Origin of the sequence: Streptomyces pseudovenezuelae (assembly GCF_029892565.1) — a bacterium.
In the GTDB taxonomy this organism is placed as follows: Bacteria; Actinomycetota; Actinomycetes; order Streptomycetales; family Streptomycetaceae; genus Streptomyces; species Streptomyces pseudovenezuelae_A.
This window is the reverse complement of sequence record NZ_JARXVH010000003.1, coordinates 627,525-651,857: the sequence shown is the minus strand read 5'-3', so window position 1 is coordinate 651,857 and position 24,333 is coordinate 627,525. Positions and strand designations below refer to the sequence as shown.

Annotated in this window: 20 protein-coding genes and 1 tRNA gene; 10 read left to right on the top strand and 11 right to left on the bottom strand. The window is 70.6% G+C overall.

Translation table 11 applies throughout. The features are described 5' to 3' along the window. The first annotated feature begins 67 nt into the window (after positions 1-67). The 3 genes from pheA (at position 68) to M2283_RS11930 (ending at position 3,636) form a co-directional block, all read left to right on the top strand. Positions 68-1,000 carry a prephenate dehydratase gene (gene pheA, locus M2283_RS11940; protein ID WP_280876106.1) on the top strand — a complete coding sequence of 311 codons (933 nt, stop codon included), beginning with the start codon at positions 68-70 and terminating at the stop codon, positions 998-1,000. A 558-nt stretch (positions 1,001-1,558) separates the two neighbouring features. Then, positions 1,559-2,836 carry a serine--tRNA ligase gene (serS, locus tag M2283_RS11935; protein WP_280876105.1) on the top strand — a complete coding sequence of 426 codons (1,278 nt, stop codon included), beginning with the start codon at positions 1,559-1,561 and terminating at the stop codon, positions 2,834-2,836. Further along, entirely contained in the window at positions 2,833-3,636 is an 804-nt protein-coding gene (locus M2283_RS11930) for an HAD family hydrolase (RefSeq protein ID WP_280876104.1), read from the top strand. Before serS ends, M2283_RS11930 begins: the two co-directional genes overlap by 4 nt. Positions 3,637-3,668: 32 nt before the next feature. Here M2283_RS11930 and M2283_RS11925 read toward each other — a convergent pair. From M2283_RS11925 to M2283_RS11900, 6 genes are all read right to left on the bottom strand, one after another. After that, a tRNA-Ser gene (locus M2283_RS11925) sits at positions 3,669-3,757 on the bottom strand. A 254-nt stretch (positions 3,758-4,011) separates the two neighbouring features. Further along, complete coding sequence (locus tag M2283_RS11920; protein ID WP_280876103.1) at positions 4,012-4,236, bottom strand: hypothetical protein; 225 nt, start codon at positions 4,234-4,236, stop codon at positions 4,012-4,014. 106 nt (positions 4,237-4,342) lie between these two features. Then, complete coding sequence (locus M2283_RS11915) at positions 4,343-5,062, bottom strand: ABC transporter permease (RefSeq protein WP_280876102.1); 720 nt, start codon at positions 5,060-5,062, stop codon at positions 4,343-4,345. Positions 5,063-5,073: 11 nt separating this feature from the next. Next, positions 5,074-5,985, bottom strand: a complete 912-nt coding sequence (locus M2283_RS11910) for an ABC transporter ATP-binding protein (protein WP_280876101.1) — start codon at positions 5,983-5,985, stop codon at positions 5,074-5,076. Beyond that, a complete protein-coding gene (locus M2283_RS11905) occupies positions 5,982-6,890 on the bottom strand; it encodes an ABC transporter permease (protein ID WP_280876100.1) in 909 nt (302 codons plus the stop codon). The genes M2283_RS11910 and M2283_RS11905 overlap by 4 nt, the downstream gene beginning before the upstream one ends. After that, a complete protein-coding gene (locus M2283_RS11900) occupies positions 6,880-7,845 on the bottom strand; it encodes an ABC transporter ATP-binding protein (protein WP_280876271.1) in 966 nt (321 codons plus the stop codon). Before M2283_RS11900 ends, M2283_RS11905 begins: the two co-directional genes overlap by 11 nt. Positions 7,846-8,098: 253 nt before the next feature. Between M2283_RS11900 and M2283_RS11895 the strand changes: the two genes are divergently transcribed. The 7 genes from M2283_RS11895 to M2283_RS11865 all read left to right on the top strand — a co-directional run bounded on the left by M2283_RS11895 (position 8,099) and on the right by M2283_RS11865 (position 15,211). Continuing rightward, a complete protein-coding gene (locus M2283_RS11895; protein ID WP_280876099.1) occupies positions 8,099-8,941 on the top strand; it encodes a M24 family metallopeptidase in 843 nt (280 codons plus the stop codon). Positions 8,942-9,000: 59 nt separating this feature from the next. After that, positions 9,001-10,761: an SDR family oxidoreductase gene (locus M2283_RS11890; protein ID WP_280876270.1), complete on the top strand. Its 1,761-nt coding sequence runs from the start codon at positions 9,001-9,003 to the stop codon at positions 10,759-10,761. Beyond that, entirely contained in the window at positions 10,758-11,627 is an 870-nt protein-coding gene (locus tag M2283_RS11885) for a metal-dependent hydrolase (protein WP_280876098.1), read from the top strand. Before M2283_RS11890 ends, M2283_RS11885 begins: the two co-directional genes overlap by 4 nt. Further along, a complete protein-coding gene (locus M2283_RS11880; protein ID WP_280876097.1) occupies positions 11,624-12,574 on the top strand; it encodes a MerR family transcriptional regulator in 951 nt (316 codons plus the stop codon). The genes M2283_RS11885 and M2283_RS11880 overlap by 4 nt, the downstream gene beginning before the upstream one ends. Before the next feature lie 122 nt (positions 12,575-12,696). Beyond that, positions 12,697-13,272, top strand: coding sequence for an RNA 2'-phosphotransferase (locus M2283_RS11875; protein ID WP_280876096.1), 576 nt, complete (start codon positions 12,697-12,699; stop codon positions 13,270-13,272). 88 nt (positions 13,273-13,360) lie between these two features. Beyond that, complete coding sequence (locus tag M2283_RS11870; RefSeq protein WP_280876095.1) at positions 13,361-14,263, top strand: LLM class flavin-dependent oxidoreductase; 903 nt, start codon at positions 13,361-13,363, stop codon at positions 14,261-14,263. Positions 14,264-14,323: 60 nt separating this feature from the next. After that, positions 14,324-15,211, top strand: a complete 888-nt coding sequence (locus M2283_RS11865; RefSeq protein ID WP_280876094.1) for an HAD hydrolase family protein — start codon at positions 14,324-14,326, stop codon at positions 15,209-15,211. Between the two features lie 42 nt (positions 15,212-15,253). On the opposite strand, the gene M2283_RS11860 is transcribed toward M2283_RS11865, so the two are convergent. The 5 genes from M2283_RS11860 to M2283_RS11840 form a co-directional block, all read right to left on the bottom strand. Further along, entirely contained in the window at positions 15,254-16,330 is a 1,077-nt protein-coding gene (locus tag M2283_RS11860) for a M23 family metallopeptidase (RefSeq protein WP_280876093.1), read from the bottom strand. A gap of 113 nt (positions 16,331-16,443) precedes the next feature. Beyond that, positions 16,444-18,132, bottom strand: coding sequence for a sensor histidine kinase (locus M2283_RS11855; RefSeq protein WP_280876092.1), 1,689 nt, complete (start codon positions 18,130-18,132; stop codon positions 16,444-16,446). A gap of 23 nt (positions 18,133-18,155) precedes the next feature. After that, positions 18,156-21,731, bottom strand: a complete 3,576-nt coding sequence (gene cydD / locus M2283_RS11850) for a thiol reductant ABC exporter subunit CydD (RefSeq protein WP_280876091.1) — start codon at positions 21,729-21,731, stop codon at positions 18,156-18,158. Between the two features lie 59 nt (positions 21,732-21,790). Next, entirely contained in the window at positions 21,791-22,795 is a 1,005-nt protein-coding gene (gene cydB, locus M2283_RS11845) for a cytochrome d ubiquinol oxidase subunit II (RefSeq protein WP_280876090.1), read from the bottom strand. Positions 22,796-22,813: 18 nt separating this feature from the next. Next, a complete protein-coding gene (locus tag M2283_RS11840) occupies positions 22,814-24,322 on the bottom strand; it encodes a cytochrome ubiquinol oxidase subunit I (protein WP_280876089.1) in 1,509 nt (502 codons plus the stop codon). Between the last annotated feature and the right edge of the window lie 11 nt (positions 24,323-24,333).

Here is a 24,333-nt window from a genome sequence, read left to right as displayed (position 1 = left end):
TCACGCTGATTCACCCGGTCGTGAGACACGCGCACGGCGCCCCCGCAAGGGCCATTAGGGTGAGGTCATGCCAGCTAGCTATGCCTATCTCGGCCCCGAGGGCACCTTCACCGAGGTCGCCCTGCGCACGCTTCCGGAGACGGCCACCCGGGAGCTGATCCCGTACGTGTCCGTGCAGTCCGCGCTGGACGCGGTCCGCACCGGCGAGGCCGAGGCCGCCTTCGTGCCGATCGAGAACTCCGTCGAGGGCGGTATCACGACGACCCTCGACGAGCTGGTCGCGGGCGCCCCGCTGATGATCTACCGCGAGGTGCTGCTGTCGATCACCTTCGCGCTGCTGGTCAGGCCGGGCACGAAGATCTCGGACATCAAGACGGTCTCCGCGCACCCGGCCGCCCAGCCGCAGGTGCGCAACTGGCTGAAGGCGAACCTCCCGGACGCGCTGTGGGAGTCGGCCGCCTCGAACGCGGACGCGGCCCGGCTGGTCCAGGAGGGCCAGTACGACGCCGCCTTCGCCGGTGAGTTCGCCGCCGCCCGGTACGGCCTGGAGGCGCTGGAGACCAACATCCACGACGCCGAGAACGCGCAGACGCGGTTCGTGCTGGTGGGCAGGCCCGCCCGGCCCGCCGCGCCGACCGGCGCCGACAAGACGTCCGTCGTGCTGTGGCAGAGCGACGACCACCCCGGCGGTCTGCGCGACCTGCTGGGCGAGTTCGCCACCCGCGGCATCAACCTGATGCTGCTCCAGTCCCGCCCCACCGGTGCCGGCATCGGCAACTACTGCTTCTGCATCGACGCCGAGGGTCACATCTCCGACCGCCGGGTGGCCGAGACCCTGATGGGGCTGAAGCGGATCTGCCGGGAGGTGCGCTTCCTCGGTTCGTACCCGCGTGCGGACATCGGCGTCGAGGACGTGCGCGCGCTGCGACCGGGGACCTCGGACGAGGAGTTCGTCGCGGCGTCCGACTGGGTGGCGCGGTGCCAGGACGGACGCTTCTGAGGCGCGTGTTACAAGACGCGTTTCCGGCCGGTCCTACCTGCAGATTTTAGTTATCCACAGGAGTTATCCACAGGTTCGCTTCTCGACCTGGGGACAAGTCGACAGGAGACCACTACCTTGTCGACAAATCGGTCCTCAGACCTCTACGGCGTCCACCGGCGCGCACATCACCGTTCGTCCACTCTTTTCCATTAGGCAACTCTTTGGGGCGACCCCTTTCCACTCGAAAGTAGTGGTAAAGGTAGGTTTGACCCATGAAACTCGGGTGTGACGGACGGGTTTCGGAGTGATCGATTCCGAAATCCACAGATCCCCCACACACCCTGTGGATAACTCTGCGGAGAGGGTGGATCCCTGTGGACAACGCCCGCCCCAAATCCCGTTCCCCACAAGGAAATCGAGTCAACCCGGCGCCCCGCGCCTGCCCCGTCCCGGGGAGTGAGACGCATTTTATTGACACGCTTCGCAATTGGCGCATAACGGAACGTAAGCCGCCATTTGGTGCCGCCGCGAATAGTGAGTCGTGAGGCGTATCCCCGCACCGGTAGCCTTGGCCGCGTGATTGACCTTCGCCTGCTCCGTGAGGACCCCGACCGTGTGCGCGCGTCCCAGCGCGCCCGTGGAGAGGACGTCGCGCTCGTCGACTCTCTCCTGTCCGCCGACGAGCGGCGCAGGTCGTCCGGCGCCCGCTTCGACGAGCTGCGTTCCGAGCAGAAGAGCCTCGGCAAGCTCATCCCCAAGGCCTCCGGCGACGAGAAGGCCGAGCTGCTCAAGAGGACGGGCCAGCTCGCCGCCGACGTCAAGGCGGCCGACGCGGAGCAGCACGAGGCCGACGAGGAGACCAAGCGCCTCCTTCTCCAGCTCGGCAACCTGGTGCACCCCGACGTCCCCGTCGGCGGCGAGGAGGACTTCGTCGTCCTGGAGACGCACGGCACCATCCGCGACTTCGCCGCCGAGGGCTTCGAGCCCAAGGACCACCTGGAGCTCGGCGAGGCGCTGGGCGCCATCGACGTCGAGCGCGGCGCCAAGGTCTCCGGCTCGCGCTTCTACTACCTGACGGGCGTCGGCGCCCTCCTGGAACTGGCCCTCGTCAACGCGGCGATCGCACAGGCCACGGAGGCCGGCTTCACCCCGATGCTGACCCCCGCGCTGGTCCGCCCACGCGCCATGGAGGGCACCGGCTTCCTCGGCCAGGCCGCGGAGAACGTGTACCACCTGGAGAAGGACGACTACTACCTGGTCGGCACCTCCGAGGTCCCCCTCGCCGCGTACCACATGGACGAGATCCTCGACGCCGACAAGCTGCCGCTGCGCTACGCCGGCTTCTCGCCCTGCTTCCGCCGCGAGGCCGGCACCTACGGCAAGGACACCCGCGGCATCTTCCGCGTGCACCAGTTCGACAAGGTCGAGATGTTCTCGTACGTCGACCCGGCGGACGCGGAGAACGAGCACAAGCGGCTCCTGGACTGGGAGAAGCAGTGGCTGGACGGCCTTGAACTGCCCTTCCAGGTCATCGACGTGGCCTCGGGCGACCTCGGCGCGTCGGCGTCCCGCAAGTACGACTGCGAGGCGTGGATCCCGACCCAGGGCAAGTACCGCGAGCTGACCTCGGCCTCCAACTGCGACGGCTTCCAGGCCCGCCGGCTGTCCGTCCGGATGCGGGACGGCAAGAAGGTGCAGCCGCTGTCGACGCTCAACGGCACGCTGTGCGCCGTACCGCGCACGATCGTGGCGATCCTGGAGAACCACCAGCTGGCCGACGGGTCCGTGCGCGTGCCGGAGGTGCTGCGTCCGTACCTGGGCGGCCGGGAGCTGCTGGAGCCGATCGCCAAGTGAGCACCGGTTTCCCGTACAAGCTGATCGCGACCGACCTCGACGGGACGCTGCTGCGCTCCGACGAGTCGGTCTCACCGCGCACCCGTGCCGCCCTCGTGGCGACCGCGGAGGCCGGCGCCGCGCACATCGTGGTGACCGGCCGCGCGGTCCCCTGGACCCGGCACATCCTCGACGACCTCGGCTACGAGGGCCTCGCGGTCTGCGGCCAGGGCGCACAGGTCTACGACGCCGGCGCGCACCGCCTGCTGACCTCGGTCACGCTGGATCGGCAGCTGGCGGCCGTGGCCCTGGCCAAGATCGAGGCACAGGTCGGTCCGCTGTACCTGGCGGCCGGCCGGGACGGGCTGGACGGCGACGTGCTGGTGGGGCCGGGGTACACGGCCAGCGAGACGCTGCCGTCGACGCCGTTCACCGACGCGTCCGACCTCTGGGCCGCGCCGCTCAACAAGATCTACATCCAGCATCCTCGGCTGTCGGACGACGAGTTGGCCCGGACGGCGCAGGATGCCGCCGGCGGATTCGTCACGGTGGCCATGGCCGGTGAGGGCATCGTCGAGCTGCTGCCGCTGGGGCTGTCCAAGGCGACGGGACTGTCGCTGGCGGCCCGACGTCTCGGCATCAAGGCCGCGGAGACGATTGCCTTCGGCGATATGCCGAACGACATCACGATGTTCGCCTGGGCGGCGCGGGGTGTGGCCATGGCCAACGCGCATGAGGAGCTGAAGGCCGTGGCGGACGAGGTGACGTGCTCCAATGAGGAGGACGGCATCGCGGTGGTGTTGGAGCGACTGCTGAGCTGAGTTTCAGGAGTCTTGCAGCATCAGGATTTCTGCGGAGGATGCACGGATCGAACGTGCGCGGGCCTTTCCAAGCCCGACCACGGTTTAGCAAACCGGTGCCTTACCACTCGGCCAATCCTCCGGGAAGGCGGCCCACGCGAGAGCGACGTCGCGTGCTCGAAGCGGCCGCCCCGGACAGTTCGACGCGGTGGACTCGACGGTGGGGTAACTACACCGGAGTCCGCCGTGAACTGCCCTGTCGGGAGCTGGACGTACTGTCGTGCATGGACATCGTCCCGCTCCTCTCCCAGCTTGTGGTGGACGACAACCACTGTGCCGGGAGAACGAGTTGGGCGCCACCGAATAATTCAGCGAGCCGCAGGCCGGATCGGCGCACTACCGGCGGCGCCACCTGCGGCGACGTCCCTTGCTGAAGAACCAGCCCGCCGGCGGCTCGTCGGAGCGCCAGGGCTGCGGCTCGGGCTCCTCCTGACGCCAGCGCGCGGCGAGCATACGGGCCCGGGCGGACGGCTCGGACGTCTCCGCGGACCGTATGAAGTCATCGTCCAGGACAAGGTCGTCCCAGGCGCCGTCCCCGTACTGCGAGGCCTCGTCCGCCATCCCCGTTCCTCCTAGCCGTCCGTCCCCTTTACCCCAGTGTGCCCGGACAGAGGTGAAGCCTCCGTCAAGATCCGGAGCTGTCCGGGCACAGGGTCCGTCTTGTGGGTCACTCCTCGCCGGCGAGGGTCAGCGAGCGCAGCTTCTGGCCGGCGTACCAGGTCGCGAGGACCGTCACCACGACCAGCAGGACGACCGCCGTGGTCAGTCCGACGTCCGAGGTGACGAGGTCGCCGCCGGCCACCTTATGGGCGACGGCGAGCGACCACTGCTGGACGCTCAGGGTGCGGGCGCCGGAGACCAGGGAGCCGAACAGGGCCTCCCAGACCAGGGCGTAGACCAGCCCGAGGACCACCGCGTGCCGGGACACCGTGCCAAGGAGCAGGAACATCGACGCGTAGGCGATCGAGGCGACCAGCGCCGCCACCGTGTAGGCGACGGCGATCTGTTGGCCGTTGCCGTTGAGGATGAAGCCCGCGATGAGTGTCGGCAGGGCCGAGAACACCATCGTCACGCCGATCGCCACGATGAGTTTCGTGAAGATGATCGTGGGGCGCTTCAGCGGCTTGGACAGCAGGTAGACGACGGAGCCGTCGTCGATCTCCGGGCCGATCGCGCCGGTGCCCGCGATGACGCCGATGATCGGCACCATCGTGGCCAGCGCGAGCCCGCCGAGCAGGTCGGACGCGGTCTGGTCGTCGGCGCCCGCGAGGCCGCGGACGACGACCGAGATCACGATCAGCAGCAGCGGCAGGGCGCCCAGGATGAGGGCCCGGCGGCGGCCGAGCAGGGCCCGATAGGTGAGTCGGGCGACTGTGGGGTCGTACATCTCTTGGCCTCCTACGCCGCGACGAGATACGAGAAGACGGACTCGAGGGACTCGTCCGACGGCGAGACCGTGAGCAGCCGGATGCCGTGGTCCCTGGCCACCCGGGGCAGCAGGGCCGTGAACCGGCCGAAGTCGACGGCCTGGACGCGCAACGCGCCCTCCGCCAGGTCGACTTCGATGCCGGAGGTCGACGGGTCGGCGATCAGGGCGGCCGCGAGGGCGCGGTCGTCGCTGGAGCGGACCAGGTAGCGGTGCGGGCGGTCGGTCATCAGGCGGCGGATCTTGCGGAAGTCGCCGCTGGCCGCGTGCCGTCCGGCGACGACGACCTCGATGTGCCAGGCGAGCTGCTCGACCTCTTCGAGGATGTGGGACGAGAAGAGCACCGTGCGGCCCTCGTCGCCCATCTTCCGCAGCAGGTCCATCAGTTGCATGCGCTGACGCGGGTCCATGCCGTTGAAGGGCTCGTCGAGCAGCAGGAGCGAGGGGTTGTGCACCAGGGCGCTCGCCATCTTCACGCGCTGGCGCATGCCCTTGGAGTACGTCGAGATCTTGCGGTCCTGCGCGTACTCCATCTCGACCGTGGCCAGGGCCTTTTGGGCCGCCTTGTCGCCGAGGCCGTGCAACTCGGCGTTGGCGACGACGAATTCACGTCCGGTGAGGAAGTCGTACATCGCCTCGCGCTCGGGGACGACGCCGATGTGCTTGTAGATCTGCTCGTTGCGCCACACCTGCTCGCCGTCGAGGGTGACGGTGCCGGTGGAGGGGGCCAGGAAGCCGCCCATCATGTTGATCAGGGTGGACTTGCCGGCGCCGTTGGGGCCCAGCAGGCCGGTGACGCCGGGACCGATGGTCATGGTGACGTCGTTGACGGCGACCACGTTGCCGAACCAGCGGGAGACGTGGTCGATGGAGAGCGTGGTCACAGTCCGACCTTTCGGTAGCGGCGCATCAGGAGGCCGTAGCACGCGGCGATCAGGCCCAGGAGGACGAGGACGTAGACCGCGCCCTCCCCGTTGCTGGGTCCGACGGCGCCGGGGAAGGCCGACTCCGCGCCCAGGAAGGCCGATTGGACGCCGTCGATGAGCGTGACGGGCGAGAAGAGGCCGATCCAGGCGATGGATCCGGAGCTGTCCTGCGCGTCGGCGATCGCCTGGAGCGTGGAGACCGCGCCGTAGGAGATCGTCAGCACGGCGATGACGGCCGCGATGCCGAAGCCGCGCCGCGGGGTGATCGAGGCGATGACCAGGCCGATGCCGGCGAAGAGCAGCGAGAGCAGTGCCACGGAGACGAGTCCCTGGGCGAAGCCCTCGGTCTGGTCGGCGAAGTCCAGCTTGGCCAGCAGGGCGCCCACATAGAGCACGAGCAGCGGGGCCGCGGTCAGGATGAACATCGCGGAGGCCAGCGCCGCGTACTTGGCGCGCACGTAGTCGGCGGTCTCGATCGGCCGCGAGAAGTACAGCGGCACGGTCTTGAAGCGCAGGTCGCGCGAGACGGACTGGGGCGCCTGCGAAGCGACGTACAGGCTGATGACGGCCTGCATGATGATCGCGTAGCGCGTGTAGTCGACGGGCAGGTCCTTGGCCTTCGTGGCGACCGCGACGGCGACCATGATGGCCGCGGGCACGCACATCACCACGAAGAGCAGCATCGGCAGCACCTTGGACTTGACCGAACGGCCAAGTCCGTAGGAGCCGCGCAGGGACTGCGAGTACAGCGAGCGGGTGGCGTAGGAGCGGCCGAGGCGGGGGCCGTCGTAGTTGCGGTAGCCGATGTTGTGGATACGGGTCTGGTCACCCGGGGCCGGTGCTACAGGGTGCTCAATTGCCATGGCCGACCACCTCCTTCCGCTTTTCGTCCTCGGCCGTGAAGACCTCGGAGATGTGATGCCGGCGCTGCTCCATGCGCACCAGGCCGAGGCCGAGGTCGGCGACGATGTCGCGGACCACGTCGTACGTCTCCTCGCCCTGCGCGGTCAGCAGCAGGATGTGGCCGGCGCCGGGCAGGCCGTTGCTGCCGTCGAGGACCTCCACTCCGCGCGCGTGGAGCGCGTCACGCACCACGCGCGTGCCGTCCGGGTGTGTGTCGGAGTCGGTGACCTCGATGGCGAGGGTGGTCGTGGTCTGGGTGAAGTCCGTGGTGGAGCTGGAGCGCAGCAGCTTGCCGCCGTCGACCACGACCACGTGGTCGCAGGTGCGCTCCAGCTCGCCCAGCAGGTGGGAGGTGACCAGGACCGAGATGCCGAAGTCCGTGTGGATCCGGCGGATGAGGCCGAGCATCTCGTCGCGGCCGACCGGGTCGAGGCCGTTGGTCGGCTCGTCCAGGAAGACCAGCTGCGGGTCGTGAACCAGGGCCTGGGCCAGCTTCACGCGCTGCTTCATGCCGGTGGAGTAACCGCCGATGGGACGGTAGCGCTCCTCGTACAGGCCCACGTGGCGCAGCGTGTCCGCGGTGCGCTCACGCGCCGCGGCCGGCGGCAGGCCGGACATGCGGGCCATGTGCACGACGAACTCGGTCGCCGACACGTCCGGCGGCAGGCAGTCGTGCTCCGGCATGTAGCCGACCCGTTCGCGGATGGCGGCGCCCTTGGTCGCGACGTCGAGGCCGAGCACTTCGGCACGGCCCTCCGTGGCGGGGGAAAGACCCAGAAGGATCTTGATCAACGTGGACTTGCCGGCTCCGTTCGCTCCGACGAGCCCGGTCACACCGGGCCCGACGTCGACGGACAGCCGGTCAAGAGCGGTCACCCTGGGGAACCGCTTGCTCAGGCTTTCGGTCGCGATCACAGTCACGTTTAAGAAGGTAGTGACCTGGGCCACCCCGGTCGTCAGACCGAAGAGCTGTCTTCGTCTCACACTCCAGATGTACGGATCCTTAGGGGATACCCCTACCTGAGAGCTACGCAGAGTTATCCACAAGGCAGGGTTGTCCACAGCCCGGAGCCCGCCTATTGACGCAGCCTCTAAGTACTGTCACATTCGCTGGTGTCAAGTTACGGACACGTAGCGCAGTCGATGAAGACGGTGAGGCGGGGTCGGCATGACGACGGCGGTGACGAGCGAACTCTCCGCGCGATTGCGGGGGTTCAGGCAGGTCCAGCGGCTCGCCTACGAGTGCGCGGAGGCGGTCGCGGCCCGCCTGGAGCCGGGCGTGTCGGAGCGGCAGGCCGCACGGATGCAGCGCGAGTGGCTGCGCGCTCGGGGCGTCCGGGACTGGTTCCACCTCCCCTTCGCCTGGTTCGGCGACCGCACGGCGTTCGTGAACTTCCGCGTCCCGCTGCAGTTCTTCCCGACCGACCGCCGACTGGCGCCCGGCATGCCCTTCATCCTCGACATGGCCCCGGTCTACGAGGGCTACACGGCCGACATCGGCTACTCGGGCTCCCTCGGCCTCAACCCGGTGCAGGACCGGCTCATGGCCGACCTGGAGGCGCACCGCGAGCTGATCCTGCGCGAGGTCCGCGAGAAGCGCCCGCTGCGCACGATCTACGAGGACGTGGACCGCCTCATGGTCCGCCAGGGCTACGCCAACCGGCACCGCGCCTACCCCTTCGGCGTGATCGCCCACAAGGTCGACCAGGTCAAGCAGCGCCGCTTCTCGCCCCACCTGTTCGGGTTCGGCACCCAGTCCCTCAAGGGCCTCGCGAGCGACGCGCTGCACGGCCACCGGGACGGCTGGTCCCCGCTGTGGTCGCCGTACCGCTTCTCCGACCACCCGCCGCAGCCGGGCCTGTGGGCGGTCGAACCCCACCTCGGATTCCGGGGCACGGGCGCCAAGTTCGAGGAGATCCTCGTCGTCACCGACTCGACGGATCCCGAGGAGAGCGCCTTCTGGCTGGACGACGATCTGCCGCACGTGCGGCGCTGGGCGGAGGAGAAGTGACGGTGGCGAGGAACTCCCGCGAAAAGGGGAAAAGGGGAACAGCGCAGGACGGCGGAGAGGTGGAGCTGCTCCAGGGCGCGCGCGAGCGCCGGGTGCGGACCGGTGGCGTCGAGCTGTGCGTCGCCGAGCTGGGGGACCCCGGACAGCCGACGGTGGTCCTGGTGCACGGCTACCCGGACAGCAAGGAGGTGTGGTCCGAGGTCGCCGCCCGGCTCTCCGACCGCTTCCACGTCGTCCTCTACGACGTCCGCGGCCACGGCCGGTCGAGCGCGCCGCAGCCGCTGCGCGGGGGCTTCACCCTGGAGAAGCTCACGGACGACTTCCTGGCCGTGATCGACACGGTCAGCCCGGACCGGCCGGTGCACCTGGTGGGGCACGACTGGGGCTCGGTGCAGTCCTGGGAGTTCGTCACCGTCGGACGCACCGAGGGCCGCATCGCCTCCTTCACCTCGATGTCCGGACCTTCCCTCGACCACTTCGGGCACTGGATCAACAGGCGCCTGCGCAAGCCCACCCCGCGCCGGGTCGGCCAACTCCTCGGCCAGGGCGCCAAGTCCTGGTACGTGTACCTGCTGCACACGCCCGTGCTGCCCGAACTGGCCTGGCGCGGCCCCCTCGGCAAGCGCTGGCCGCGCATCCTGGAGCGCGTCGAGAAGGTGCCCGGCGGCGCCTACCCGACCTCCTCGCTGCCCCAGGACGCGGCCCACGGGGCGTGGCTGTACCGGGACAACGTCCGCGCCCGGCTGCGCAGGCCGCGCCCCGACGCCTACGCGCACGCGCCCGTGCAGCTCGTCACGCCGCTCGGGGACGCTTTCCTGTCCGAGCGGCTCTACGACGAACTGGAGGAGTGGGCACCGCGGTTGACCCGGCGCACCATCCCGGCCAAGCACTGGATCCCGCGCACCCGTCCCGACCAACTGGCCGCCTGGATCGGAGAGTTCGTGACCACCATCGAAGGCGGCAGGGCCCAGGTGACGGCGGCCGACGGCAAGTACGCGGAGCGGTTCGGCGGACAGCTCGTCCTGGTCACCGGCGCCGGCAGCGGCATCGGACGGGCCACGGCGTTCGCGTTCGCCGAGTCCGGCGCACGCGTGGTCGCCGTCGACCGCGACCAGGAGTCCGCGGCGCGCACCGCCGAACTGTCCCGGCTGATCGGCGCCCCCCAGGCCTGGGCCGAGACCGCCGACGTCTCCGACGAGCAGGCCATGGAGAAACTCGCCGCCAAGGTCGCCGCCGAGTACGGGGTGGTGGACGTGCTGGTGAACAACGCGGGCATCGGCCTGTCCGGCTCCTTCTTCGACACCAGCCCCGAGGACTGGAAGAAGGTCCTCGACGTCAACCTGTGGGGCGTCATCCACGGCTGCCGGCTCTTCGGCAAGCAGATGGCCGAGCGCGGCCAGGGCGGCCACATCGTCAACACCGCCTCGGCGGCGGCCTACCAGCCCTCCAAGGCACTGCCCGCCTACAGCACCTCCAAGGCCGCCGTGCTGATGCTCAGCGAGTGCCTGCGCGCCGAACTCGCCTCGCAGGGAATCGGGGTGAGCGCCATCTGCCCCGGCTTCGTCAACACCAACATCACCTCCACCGCGCGCTTCGCCGGGGTCGACGCCGACGAGGAGAAGCGGCGGCAGAAGAGGTCGGCGCGGCTGTACGGGCTGCGCAACTACCCGCCGGAGAAGGTCGCCGACGCGATCCTGCGGGCGGTGGTGCGCAACGAGGCGGTCGTGCCGGTCACTCCGGAGGCACGGGGCGCCCGGCTGCTGGGCCGGTTCGCGCCGGGTGCGCTGCGGGCGATCGCGCGGATGGAGCCGCCGCTGTGAGCGGGCGGATCGCGCCGCGCAGGGTGACCTTCGACTGGTCGCGCACGCCCCTGCACTGGATCCCGGGCGAGCCGACCGCGACCCACGTCATCAACGTGCTGCACCTGTTGCTGCCGGCGGGGGAGCGGTGGTTCGTGCAGGTCTTCAAGGAAGGGCTGCCGCGCGTCAAGGACCCCGAACTGCTCGTGGACGTCAAGGGGTTCATGGGCCAGGAGGCCACGCACAGCGTGCAGCACGCGCACGTGCTGGACCACCTGGCCGCGCAGCACCTCGACACCGAGGACTTCACCAAGTACGTCGACTTCCTCTTCGAGCGGCTGCTCGGCGAACGCCCGCCGCTCGGCGTCCCGATCCCCCGGCGCGAGTGGCTGCGCTTCCGGCTCTCGGTGGTCGCGGCGATCGAGCAGTTCACGGCCGTGCTCGGCGACTGGATCCTGGCCGCCGACGCCCTGGACGCGGCCGGCGCCGACGAGGTCATGCTCGACCTGCTGCGCTGGCACGGCGCCGAGGAGGTCGAGCACCGCGCGGTCGCCTTCGACATGTTCCAGCACTGCGCCGGCACCGGCGCACCCCGCTACGCCTTCCGCGTCGCGGGCATGGCCGTCACCGCGCCCGTGATGCTCTACATGTGGCTGTGGGGATCGGCCTACCTGATCCGCCACGACCCGCGGCTCGCCGGCCGGCTGCGCTACTCCCTCGTCACGCACGAAAAGGCCGTACGGAAAGGCCTGTTGCCCGCGTGGCGGGACCTCGGCGCGGCGATCCCCCGCTATCTGCGGCGCTCCTACCACCCCTCCCAGGAGGGTTCACTGAGCCGGGCGGCGGAGTATCTGCGCAGATCACCGGCGGCCAGGGCGGTGGCGTGAGCGCCCCGGCCGGCTACCGGATAGAGGACCTGGCGCACGTCAGCGGCGCCACCGTCCGCACCATCCGCGCCTACCAGGACCGCGGCCTGCTCCCCCGCCCCGAGCGCCGCGGCCGGGCAAACCTGTACTCCGACGCCCACCTCGTCCGGCTGCGCCAGATCGCCGACCTCCTCGACCGCGGCTACACCCTGGCCTCCATCAAGGAGTTGCTGGCCGCCTGGGACGCCGGGCGGGGCCTCGGCGGGGTGCTCGGGCTGGTCGCCGAGGTCGACGGGCCGTGGACCGACGAGGAGGCGGTACGGATCTCGCGGGCCGAGCTCGACGAGCGGTTCGGCGGGTCTCCGGACGACGCGGCGGTCGCGGACGCGGTCGAGCTGGGAGTGCTGGAGCCGGTGCCCGGGGACCCGGACTCCTTCGTCGTCCCGAGCCCCCAAGAGCTGGCCGTGGCCGTGGAGTTGTACGAGGCGGGCGTGCCGCTGTCCGCGATCGCCGGTCATCTGCGGGAGTTGAGGGGACAGGTCGAGCACATCGCCGCCAGGTTCCTGGAGTTCACCACCGAGCACGTCTTCGCGCGCTACCTGCATGGAACGCACCTTCCGAGCGACGCGGACGCGACCGAGGCGGCCTCGCTGGTACGGCGGCTGCGACCACTGGCGCAGCAGACGGTGGACGCCGAACTGGCGCGGGCGATGCGGCTGTTGGCGGTACGACAGCTGCGCCGGCAGCTGGGGGACGAGGGGGCGGAGGAGCGGGTGGAGGATTCGCGTTCCGGGTCACGCTCCGTGGTGTTGCCCGAAGGGACGATTCGGGCGGTGGAGGGGCTGGTTGGGGTGGAGCGGGCGGGCGAGTTCATCGCGTTGGCGGCTGAACGGGAGGTGCGGGCAAGGGGGTTGGATGCGCTCATGCCAAATGGGGTGCCCCCAGCTGATCTTGACCAAGGGGTGTGACAGGACCGGGAGTTGTCCACAGAATCGCCAATTAGCCTGTGGATAACTACAGTTGGTTGTGGATCAAACCTCGGCCTCAAAATAAAATGCGTGACGCACGTCTCTCCCGCCATGCTGACCGGATGGACGAAAGACACAGAGAAAGAGACAAAGACGAGAGACGCACCGTGAAGGTGTCGAAGTACCTCTCGAAGCACCTGCGGCATCAGCCGGAGCGGATCGGGCTGACGCTCGACGAGGCCGGCTGGGTCGAGATCGACGTACTGATCGCCGCGGCCGCGGCGCACGGGTTCCGGTTCACCCGGGACGAACTCGACCATGTGGTCGCCGCCAACGACAAGCAGCGCTTCGCCGTCGAGGGCACCCGCATCCGCGCCAGCCAGGGCCACAGCGTCGAGATCGACCTCGGACTGCCCGCGGCCGCCCCGCCGCCGTACCTCTACCACGGGACCGTGGACCGCAATCTGGACGCGATCCGCGCCGAGGGCCTGCGGCCCATGAACCGGCACGACGTACACCTCTCCCGCGACCGCGAGACGGCGACCCGCGTCGGCGCCCGCCGCGGCCGACCGATCGTGCTCTCCGTGGACGCCGGCGCGATGCACCGCGACGGACACGTGTTCCAGGTCAGCGCGAACGGGGTGTGGCTGACCAAGGCGGTGCCGGCGGAGTATCTGCGGTTTCCCGAGTCGCACTGACCCCTGCCGGGGAGAAACGGCTGGGTGAGCGGGCCGCGTTCGGTGCCCGTTTCGTCCGTTGTCGGTGCGGACCCGTAGGCTCGATCGCATGAGTCTGCGTCTGAGCACCGTGATCCTTCCGTACCTCCGCTGGCACGAGGGCGGGCGTGCGACCTGGCAGCGGGCCGAGCAGCTCGGCTTCCACACCGCGTACACCTACGACCACCTGTCCTGGCGCACCTTCCGCGACGGCCCGTGGTTCGGCGCCGTCCCGACACTGACCGCCGCCGCGGCCGTGACCGAGCGAGTCCGCCTCGGCACGCTGGTCACCTCGCCGAACTTCCGGCACCCGGTGACCCTCGCCAAGGAACTGATCTCCCTCGACGACATCTCCGACGGCCGGATCACCCTCGGCATCGGCGCCGGCGGCACCGGCTTCGACGCCACCGCGCTCGGCCAGGAGCCCTGGACCCCGCGCGAGCGCGCCAACCGGCTCGCCGAGTTCGTCCCCCTCCTCGACCGACTGCTCACCGAGGACTCGGTCTCGTACAAGGGCGACTTCTACTCGGCGCACGAGGCGCGCAACATCCCCGGCTGCGTGCAGCGCCCCCGGCTGCCCTTCGCGGTGGCCGCCACGGGCCCGCGCGGACTGCGGCTCGCCGCCCGGTACGGCCAGGCGTGGGTGACCACCGGCGACCCCAAGCTGTTCGAGGACGGCACGCCGGAGCAGTCGGTGCGGGCCCTGCGCGGCCAGCTCGACAAGCTCACCGACGCCTGCACGGAGCTCGGCCGGGACGCGAACGAGCTGGACCGCATCCTGCTCACCGGCTTCACCCCGGACCGCGCCCGCCCGCTGGCGTCCCTCGACGCGTTCGTCGACTTCGCCGGCCGCCACCGGGACCTCGGCTTCACCGAGCTCGTGATCCACTGGCCGATCCCCGACTCCGACTTCGCCACCGACGAGAAGGTCTTCGAGCAGATCGCCATGGAGGCGACGGCACAGCTGGGCTGACCTCGCCCGAGGGTCATCTATGTCTCATCTGTGCGGTCCCCCGCACGGCCGTGCGGACATATGCGGGAGAATGACGCCGTGACCTCAGCGACTCGACAGCCCGAGACCCCGGCATCCGCCGCCCCACCGCGGCTCATAGCCACCGATCTCGACGGCACCCTGCTGCGCGACGACAAATCGGTCTCCCCGCGCACGGTCGCCGCCCTGGCCGCCGCCGAGGAGGCGGGCATCGAGGTCTTCTTCGTCACCGGCCGCCCGGCCCGCTGGATGGACGTCGTCAGCGAACACGTCCACGGCCACGGCCTGGCGATCTGCGGCAACGGCGCCGCCGTGGTCGACCTGCACGGCGGCCCCGGCGCCCACCGGTTCGTGAAGGTGCGGGAGCTGGCGCGGGACAACGCGCTGGACGCCGTACGACTGCTGCGGGACGCGGCGCCGGGCACGGTGTACGCGGTCGAGCAGACGTACGGCTTCTACCAGGAGCCCGACTATCCCAAGCTGCACATGGAGACACCGGACACCCTCGCGCCGGCCGAACACCTCCTGGCACCGGACGCGCCGGGGGCCGGGGAGCCGGTGCTGAAGATCCTCGCGTACCACCCGACCATCGACCCGGACGCCTTCCTCACCCTGGCCCGGCTCGCCCTCGGCGACCGCGCCAATGTGACCCGCTCCAGTCCCAGCGCCCTGCTGGAGCTCAGCGGCCCCGACGTCTCCAAGGCCAGCACGCTCGCCCTGTGCTGCGCCGAGCGCGGGATCTCGCACGAGGAGGTCGTCGCCTTCGGTGACATGCCGAACGACGTGGAGATGCTCACCTGGGCCGGCCGGTCCTACGCGATGGGCAACGCCCACCCGGACGTGATCGCCGCCGCCTCGGGCCGCACGGTCGCCAACAACGACGACGGCGTGGCGGTCGTGATCGAGGAGTTGCTGGCGCGGCTGCCGTAGTTCGGCGGATACGGCGGGGATGCGGGCGTGGCCACGGCGGGCTCAGCCGACCGGCACGCCCCGTGCCGCCAGCCATGGCACCGGGTCCACCGCCGAGCCAAGTTCCGGTGTGACCCGTACCTCGAAGTGCAGGTGGGGGCCGGTGGAGTTGCCTGAGGTGCCCGACTGGCCGATCCACTGGCCGGCGGCCACGCGCTCGCCCTGGTCGACGGTGACGGCAGCGAGATGGGCGTACTGCGTGTAGTAGCCGCCCGGATGTTCGAGCACGATCTCGATCCCGAAGGCTCCCCCGCAGGACACCTTCACCACCCGTCCCGAGCCAGCCGCCCGCACCGGCGTCCCGATCGGTACCGCGAAGTCCTGCCCGGTGTGCCGGTTGGCCCACCGGGCGCCGCCGCTGCCGAAGCCCGCGGACAGTTCGTACGTCTCCACGGGCGTCACCCACGCGCCCGTCACCTGCGTCGGGGGCTGGTCGAGCCGGACCGCGCCCCGGCAGGCGCCCGCCGCGACCGAGACGTCAGCCTGGCCCTGCAACTGCCCCCGCACCTCGTCGAGCTTGCTCTGGATGGTGTTCTTCACGGCGGCGAGTTGGGTGCTGCGACTCTCCAGCGTCCGCCAGGCCGTCGCCGCCTTCGTCTTGTCGGCGGTGAGCCGGACCTCGGCCCGCCGGCTCTTGTCGAGCGCGTTGCCGACGGCCAGGTTCACCTGCGAGAAGACGTGCTGACCTCGCATCAGCTCGTCCGGACTGCTGGCGAGGACGATCTGCGCGGCCATCGGCAGACCCCCGCCGTCGCGGTACTGGGCGCGTGCGATCCGGCCCAGATCCTCGTGCAGCACGGCGATCTCCCGCCGCTCCCGGTCCAACAGTTCCTCGGCCCGCTGCGCCCGCGCCCGCTGCACCTCCGCCTGCTGCCGGCCCGCCTCGTACTGCCGGGTCGCCACCGCCGCGTCCTCGTAGAGCCGGGCCACCTGAGCGCTGACGCTCATGTCGCCGGCGCCCGTCTCCGCACCCGGACCGTCGCCGGACTCGCCGTCGGCCGCCGTGGCCCGCGCCGCCAGCACCGCCAACGCGCACATCAGAGCCGGAACGAGCAAGGGGTGACGGCGAGGTGAGCCCATGCCAGCGATCGTGACCCGAACGTCCGGTACCTGGCCTGTTCAAGGCGTACGCCTGGGGGACAGGTTGCTGCACACGGGTCACTGACGGCGAGTCAGTGCGGCCCTTGTCGGTGTCAGTACGGCGCCTGCCACACCACCGTCGTGCCGCCGCCGTTCTCGCCGATGCCCGGCCCGTGCCGGCTGTCGCCGCCGAGCGACTCGGCCCGGCGCTTGAGGTTCTTCAGGCCGCTGCGGCGACCGCCCTCGGGGATGCCGACGCCGTCGTCCGCGACCGTCAGGCGGACGCCGGGGCGCCCGTCCGGCAGCGTCGCCGTCGCGTCGACCACGACGTCGATCCGGGATGCCCCGGCGTGCCGGAAGGCGTTGGAGAGGGCCTCGCGCAGGGCGGCGATGAGGTTCTTGCCGGTCAGGTCGCCGACGACGGTGTCGACCGGGCCGACGAAGCGGTGCGCGGGCCTGAAGCCGAGCGGCACGGCGGCCATGTTGATCTCGCGCAGCACCCGCGTGCGCAGCCCCGACGGCGCCTCGGCGGGCCCCTGTTGGAGCGCGAAGATCGCGGTGCGGATCTCCTGGATGGTGACGTCGAGTTCGCCGACGGCCTTGCCGACCCCGTCCCGCACCTCCGGCACGACCGCCCCGCGCTGGGCGCTCTCCAGCATCATGCCCGTCGCGAACAGCCGCTGGATGACGAGATCGTGCAGGTCACGGGCGATACGGTCGCGGTCCTCGTAGACCGCGAGCCGCTCCCGGTCGCGTTGGGCGTCGGCCATCTTCAGTGCGAGCGCGGCCTGCGAGGCGAACTGGGTGCCGAGGACGCGCTCCGTCTCCGTGAACGGGTGCCCGCCGCGCTCCCGGGGCATGACGAGACCGCCCAGGACCCGGCCGTCGCTCTGCAGCGGCAGCATCATGATCGGCCCGTAGTCGCGCGCGAGCCCCGTCAGGATGCGCGGGTCGGTGCCGGCGTCCTCCACGAACACGGCCCGCCCGGCGAGGAGTTCGGCGACGATCTCGCTCTCGGGCGGGACGACCCGGCCGAGCTGACCCGAGGGCGCCTCGGCGGCCACGGCGACGATCTCCAGGCCGCCCTCGTCGGCGGGCAGCAGCACGATCCCGGCCGCGGCTCCCGACAGCCGGCGGGCCTGCTCCGCGACGACCTGGAGGGCGTCCTCCGCGTCACCGCCGGACAGCAGGGCCGTGGTCACGGCGACCGAGCCGTCGATCCAGCGCTCCCGCTGCTGGGCGGCCTCGTACAGCCGGGCGTTGCCGATGGCGATACCCGCCTCCGTGGCCAGCACCCGCACCAGGTCGAGGTCACCGTCGTCGAACGGCTCCCGGTCCCGCTTCTCGGCCAGATAGAGGTTCCCGAAGATCTCGCCCCGGACCCGGATGGGCAGGCCCAGGAAGGCGCGCATCGGCGGATGGTGCTCGGGGAAGCCGCAGCAGCGTGGATCCGTCGTCAGGTCCGCGAGCCGCACCGGCTCCGGATCGCGGATGAGCGCCCCCAGCAGCCCCTTGCGCCCGTCGGGCAACCGCCCGATGCGCCGGGCGGTCGCCTCGTCGACCCCGTGACGGACGAAGTCGGTGAGCCCCTCGCACTCCTCGTCGACGACCCCGATGGCCGCGTACCGGGCGCCGGTCAGAGCCGCCGCGGTCGCACAGATCCGGTCCAGCGTGGAGTGCAGTTCGAGCCCACTGCCGACGGACCGCATCGCCTCCAGCAACTGCGGCACCCGCGCAGCCAGGTCGGCGGGCAGGCCGGGGCCGGACGGCGCTGTCTGACCGGAAGACGGGAGAGCGGGCATGCCCTGAGCCTAATTAGTCCCTTTCATCCCGGAAAGTCGAGCGCGGGCGCTGTCCCGCTCATCGACCTACCGCTTCCTGACGCCCTCGCCGACATACCCGCCGACGTACTCACCGCCCCCACCAACACCTCCGTCTCCGCCTCCCGTTCCGCCATCGCCCGCAACGGCCCCTCCACCGCGGCCAGTTCCACGTACGTCCCCCGCTGCACGACACGCCCCTCGCCCAGGACGACCACCTCGTCCACGGACTCCAGTCCGGCGAGACGGTGGGTGATGAGGAGGGTCGTACGGCCCTCGGTGGCGGCCAGCAGATCGGCGGTGAGGGCGTCGGCGGTGGGCAGGTCGAGGTGCTCGGCGGGCTCGTCGAGGACGAGGACGGGGAAGTCGGCGAGGAGCGCGCGGGCCAGGGCCAGCCGCTGGCGCTGGCCGCCCGACAGCCGGGCCCCGTGCTCGCCGACCAGTGTGTCGAGCCCGTCGGGCAGGCCGTCGGCCCAGTCGAGGAGCCGGGCCCGCCGCAGGGCGTCGCGCAGCTCGTCCTCGGTGGCGTCCTTCCTGGCGAGGAGCAGGTTCTCGCGCACCGAACTGTCGAAGAGGTGCGCGTCCTGGGCGCACAGCCCGACCAGCCGTCGTACGTCGTCGCCGTCGAGGGCGTACGCGTCCACCCCGGCCAGCGTGTACGAGCCCGCCTCCGGGTCCAGGAACCGCAGCAGCACCTGCGCCAGCGTCGTCTTGCCGGAACCGGACGGCCCGACCACGGCGATCCTGCGCCCCTCGTCGAGGGTCAGGTCGAGGCCGGCGAGGGCGTCCCGGTCCTGTCCGTCGTGCCGCGCGGCCAGGCCCTTGAGGGCGACCGGGAACGGCGAGGCGGGCGCCTGTCGGGGCCGCTCCGGCTCCCGTACCGGCTCGGGCGCGTCCAGAACCTCGTACACGCGCTCCGCGCTGCGGTGCACGCGCTGCCGGTAGCGCACGGCGAGCGGGAGGCCGAGGACGGCCTCGAAGGCGGCGAGCGAGGTGAGGACGACGACGGCCATGGCCACGCCGGCGAGCCGTCCGTCGGCGACGCCCTGGGCGCCGACCAGGGCGGTGGCGGCAACGGTCAGGCCCGAGATCAGGGCGGTGAGTCCGTCGCCGAGGGCGGTGGCCGCCGCGGCGCGTGAGGCGATCCGGGTGAGTGCGCCGTCGGCCCGGCGGGTCTCGGCGGTGCGGGCGGGCAGGGCGCCGGCGACGGTCAACTCGGCGGTGCCGGTGAGCAGATCGGTCACCCGGGTCGCCAGCTCTCCGCGGGCGGGGGCCAGCCGGTGCTCGGCGCGTCGGGCCACCGCGCCGGTGAGCAGCGGGACGCCGGCGCCGGCGGCGAGCAGGCCGACGGCGAGCGCGGCACCGGCCTCGGGCAGCAGCCAGGCCGTGAAGCCGACGGACGCGGCGGACACCGCGACGGCGGCACCGGCGGGCAACAGCCAGCGCAGCCAGTAGTCCTGGAGGGCGTCCACGTCGGCGACCAGCCGGGACAGCAGGTCGCCCCGGCGGGTGCGGCGCAGCCCGGCGGGCGCCAGCCGCTCCAGGCGCCGGTAGACGGCGACCCGGGTGTCGGCGAGCATCCGCAGGACGGCGTCGTGGGACACGAGCCGCTCGGCGTACCGGAAGACGGCCCGGCCGATCCCGAACGCCCTGGTCGCCGTCACGGCCACCATCAGATACAGCACCGGCGGCTGCTGCGAGGCCCGCGAGATCAGCCATCCCGAGGTCGCCATGAGCCAGACGGCACTGCCGGTGGCGAGGCTTCCGAGCAGCAGGGCGAGCAGGAGGCGGCCACGGCGGGGGCCGGACATGGCACGGACGCGGGCGAGGACACCGCGGGTGTCCGCCGTCGGCCCGGTCGTCTCCGTCTCGGCTTCGTCGGTGACGGCAGCGGTCTCGATCGGCCGGGCCTCGGCAGTCCTGGGCCCGGCGTCCAGGGGAGCGGTGGCCGCGGGTGCCGCCAGCCGCACCACCCGGTCGGCCACGCCGAGGAGCGCCGGCCTGTGTACGACCAGCAGCACGGTCCGCCCCACCGCCAGCCGCCGTACCGACGCCACGACCTCGGCCTCGGTGGCCCCGTCCAGCGCCGCCGTCGGCTCGTCGAGCAGCAGCACGGGCCGGTCCGCGAGGAACGCCCGGGCCAGCGCGAGCCGTTGCCGCTGCCCGGCGGACAGCCCCGTCCCGTCCTCACCGAGCGCGGTGTCGACGCCCTCGGGCAGCGCGTCCACGAACTCCAGCGCCCCGGCATCCGCCAACGCCCGCCGCACGGCGGCCTCGTCGGCGTCGGGACGCGTCAGCCGCACGTTCTCGGCGATGGTCCCGGCGAACAGCTGCGGGCGCTGCGGCACCCAGGCGATGCGCGACCGCCACTGCTGCGGATCGATGTCGGCGAGATCGGTGCCGCCGACCAGGACCCGCCCCTCGGTGGCCGGCACGAAGCCCAGCAGTACGTTCAGCAGCGTCGTCTTGCCCGCGCCGCTCGGCCCGACGAGCGCGACCGTCTCCCCGGGCTCGACGGTGAAGGACGCGTCCGACACGGCGTCCTCGGCCCGCCCGGGGTACCGGACCGTCACTCCCTGAAAGGTGATGCCGCCGACCGGCACGGCCCCCGTCCCCGAGGCCGGCACCGGCGTCTCCAGCACCGCGAAGATCTCCTCGGCCGCGGCCAGCCCCTCCGCCGCCGCGTGGTACTGGGCGCCGACCTGGCGCAGCGGCAGATACGCCTCGGGCGCGAGGACGAGGACGACCAGACCGACGTACAGGTCCATGTCGCCGTGGACCAGGCGCATGCCGATCGTGACGGCGACCAGCGCCACCGAGAGTGTCGCGAGCAGTTCCAGCGCGAAGGACGAGATGAAGGCGATCCGGAGCGTCCGCATGGTCGCCAGCCGGTACTCGCCGGTGATGCGGCGGATCGAGTCGGCTTGCGCCTTGGCCCGCCCGAACACCTTGAGGGTCGGCAGTCCCGCCACGACGTCCAAGAAGTGCCCGGAGAGCCGGGACAGCAGCCTCCACTGACGGTCCATCCGGGACTGTGTGGCCCAGCCGATCAGGATCATGAAGACGGGGATCAGCGGCAGGGTCCCGACGATGATCGCCGCCGAGACCCAGTCCTCGGTGACGATCCGGGCCAGCACCGCCACCGGGACGACCACCGCGAGGCCCAACTGCGGGAGATAGCGCGAGAAGTAGTCGTCGAGGGCGTCGACACCACGGGTGGCGAGGGCGACCAGTGATCCGGTCCGCTGCCCGCTCAGCCACCCGGGGCCGAGGGCCACGGACCGCTCCAGCAGCCGTCCCCGCAGCTCCGACTTCACCGCCGCGCTGGCGCGATGCGCGGCGAGTTCCGTGAGCCAGGCGACCAGCGCGCGGCCGACGGCGACCGACGCCAACAGCAGCAGGGGAGTGCGGAGTTCAGCGACCGACATTCCGTGCTGGAAGGCGCCGACCACGAGCTCGGCGATGAGCATCGCCTGGGCGATCACCAACGCCGCCCCGACGGCACCGAGAACGACGACCGCCATCATGAACAGGCGGGTGGCGCGGGCGTATCGGAGCAGACGCGGGTCGATCGGTTTCACGTGAAACACACCCTCTTCTCAAGGGGCATGTTTCACGTGAAACATGCCCCACCTCGGACTCAGTGCGCGGCGTCTGCGATGTGCTGCGTACCGATCCGCTTGCGGAACACCCAGTAGGTCCAGCTCTGGTAGAGCAGGACGATCGGGGTGGCGATGCCCGCGCACCAGGTCATGATCTTCAGGGTGTACGGGCTCGACGAGGCGTTGGTGACCGTGAGGCTCCAGTCCTCGTTCAGCGACGACGGCATGACGTTCGGGAACAGCGACAGGAAGAGCATCGCGACGGCCGCCACGATCGTGACGCCGGACAGCGCGAACGCCCAGCCCTCACGCCCGGCCGCGGTCGCCCCCAGCGCGGCGAGCAGTGCCGCCACCGCCACGACGAGCGCGACGAGGCTCTTGCCGTCACCGTTGTCGACCTGCGTCCAGAGAAGGAAGGCCAGCGCGAGTACGGCGGTCAGGACACCGACTTGGAGGGCAAGGCGTCGCGCCCGCGCCCGGATGTCCCCCACGGTCTTGAGCCCCGTGAACACCGCGCCGTGGAAGGTGAACAGCGTCAGCGTCACCAACCCGCCGAGGAGGGCGTAGGGGTTGAGCAGGTCCCCGAGGTTGCCGACGTACTCGAAGTCCTTGTCGATCTTCACGCCCCGCACGATGTTGCCGAAGGCCACGCCCCACAGGAACGCGGGGAGCAGCGAGGTCCAGAAGATCGCGGTCTCCCAGTTGCGCTGCCAGTCCTCCTCGGGCCGCTTCGCCCGGTACTCGAAGGCGACACCGCGCACGATCAGGCAGACAAGGATGAGCAACAGCGGCAGGTAGAAGCCGGAGAAGAGGGTGGCGTACCACTCGGGGAAGGCGGCGAAGGTCGCGCCGCCCGCCGTGAGCAGCCACACCTCGTTGCCGTCCCAGACCGGTCCGATGGTGTTGATCAGCACCCGCTTCTCGACCCGGTCGCGGGCGAGCAGCTTGGTGAGGATGCCGACCCCGAAGTCGAAGCCCTCCAGGAAGAAGTAGCCGGTCCACAGGACGGCGATGAGGACGAACCAGACGTCGTGAAGTTCCATGACTCGATCTCCCTGGGCCTAGTACGAGAAGGCCATCGGCTTGTCGGCGTCACGGGTGTCGCCGCCGATCTTCGTGGGCGGGTTGAGGTCGGCCTCGGTGAGTTCGGGGGGCCCGGCCTTGACGTACTTCACGAGCAGCTTGACCTCGATGACGGCGAGGATCGCGTAGAGCGAGGTGAAGACGATCATCGAGGTGAGGACCTCCCACTGGGAGACCCCGGGGGAGACCGCGTGCCGGGTCTGCAGGACGCCGTAGACGACCCAGGGCTGTCGGCCCGTCTCGGTGAAGATCCAGCCCCAGGAGTTGGCGATCAGCGGGAAGCCCATGGTCCAGATGGCGACGAGCCAGTAGAGCCGGCCGAGCTTCGGGCTGAGGGCCTTGTTGCGGAAGAGGACCAGGTTCGGCACCTCGTCGTCGCCGACCCGCAGGTGCTGCGCCAGCATGAACTTCTTGCGGGTCAGCCAGAGTCCCACCAGGCCGATGGCGAAGGACGCCATGCCGAAGCCGATCATCCAGCGGAACGCCCAGAAGGCGACCGGGATGTTGGGCCGGTAGTCGCCGGGACCGTACTTCTCCTGCTCGGCCTTGTTGGTGTCGTTGATGCCGGGCACGTACGAGCTGAAGTCGTCGTCGGCGAGGAAGGACAGTATCCCGGGCACGGACAGCTCGACGCTGTTGTGGCCCTTGCTCACATCGCCGTACGCGAAGATCGAGAACGGCGCGGAGTCCTGGCCGTCCCACAGCGCCTCGGCGGCGGCCATCTTCATCGGCTGCTGCTTGAACATGACCTTGCCGAGGGTGTCACCGCTGACGGCGGTGAGCAGGCCCGCGATGGTGACGGTGATCAGGCCGAGCCGCAGCGAGCTCTTCATCACGGAGATGTGCTTCTTGCGGAACAGGTGGAAGGCCGCGATGCCGACCATGAACGCGCCGCCGGTCAGGAAGGACGCGCTGAGCGTGTGGAACGCCTGGGCCAGCGCGGTGTTCTGCGTCAACACCTGCCAGAAGTCGGTGAGTTCGGCACGCCCCTTGGCCTTGTTGATCCGGTAGCCGACGGGGTGCTGCATCCACGAGTTGGCGGCGAGGATGAAGTACGACGACAGGATCGTGCCGATCGAGACCATCCAGATGCAGGCCAGATGGATCCTCTTGGGCAGCTTGTCCCAGCCGAAGATCCACAGACCGATGAAGGTCGACTCGAAGAAGAAGGCGATCAGCGCCTCGAAGGCGAGCGGGGCGCCGAAGATGTCGCCGACGAAGCGCGAGTAGTCGGACCAGTTCATGCCGAACTGGAACTCCTGCACGATGCCGGTGACGACACCCATCGCGATGTTGATCAGGAAGAGCTTGCCCCAGAACTTGGTCGCCCTGAGGTACTTCTCCTTCTCCGTGCGCACCCAGGCGGTCTGCAGGCCGGCCGTGAGGGCGGCGAGCGAGATCGTCAGGGGGACGAAGAGGAAGTGGTAGACGGTGGTGATGCCGAACTGCCAGCGCGCCAATGTCTCCGGCGCCAGAGCCAAATCCACGTCGTCAGTCT

What these genes read in the sequence shown, in the direction of transcription:
- M2283_RS11865 (WP_280876094.1), top strand. Translation starts at nt 14,324, where the DNA reads ATGCGGGAGAATGACGCCGTGACCTCAGCGACTCGACAGCCCGAGACC.
- M2283_RS11895 (WP_280876099.1), top strand. Translation starts at nt 8,099, where the DNA reads ATGACGACGGCGGTGACGAGCGAACTCTCCGCGCGATTGCGGGGGTTC.
- M2283_RS11875 (WP_280876096.1), top strand. Translation starts at nt 12,697, where the DNA reads ATGGACGAAAGACACAGAGAAAGAGACAAAGACGAGAGACGCACCGTG.
- M2283_RS11860 (WP_280876093.1), bottom strand. Translation starts at nt 16,330, where the DNA reads ATGGGCTCACCTCGCCGTCACCCCTTGCTCGTTCCGGCTCTGATGTGC.
- M2283_RS11915 (WP_280876102.1), bottom strand. Translation starts at nt 5,062, where the DNA reads ATGTACGACCCCACAGTCGCCCGACTCACCTATCGGGCCCTGCTCGGC.
- M2283_RS11870 (WP_280876095.1), top strand. Translation starts at nt 13,361, where the DNA reads ATGAGTCTGCGTCTGAGCACCGTGATCCTTCCGTACCTCCGCTGGCAC.
- M2283_RS11905 (WP_280876100.1), bottom strand. Translation starts at nt 6,890, where the DNA reads ATGGCAATTGAGCACCCTGTAGCACCGGCCCCGGGTGACCAGACCCGT.
- pheA (WP_280876106.1), top strand. Translation starts at nt 68, where the DNA reads ATGCCAGCTAGCTATGCCTATCTCGGCCCCGAGGGCACCTTCACCGAG.
- cydB (WP_280876090.1), bottom strand. Translation starts at nt 22,795, where the DNA reads ATGGAACTTCACGACGTCTGGTTCGTCCTCATCGCCGTCCTGTGGACC.
- M2283_RS11855 (WP_280876092.1), bottom strand. Translation starts at nt 18,132, where the DNA reads ATGCCCGCTCTCCCGTCTTCCGGTCAGACAGCGCCGTCCGGCCCCGGC.
- M2283_RS11920 (WP_280876103.1), bottom strand. Translation starts at nt 4,236, where the DNA reads ATGGCGGACGAGGCCTCGCAGTACGGGGACGGCGCCTGGGACGACCTT.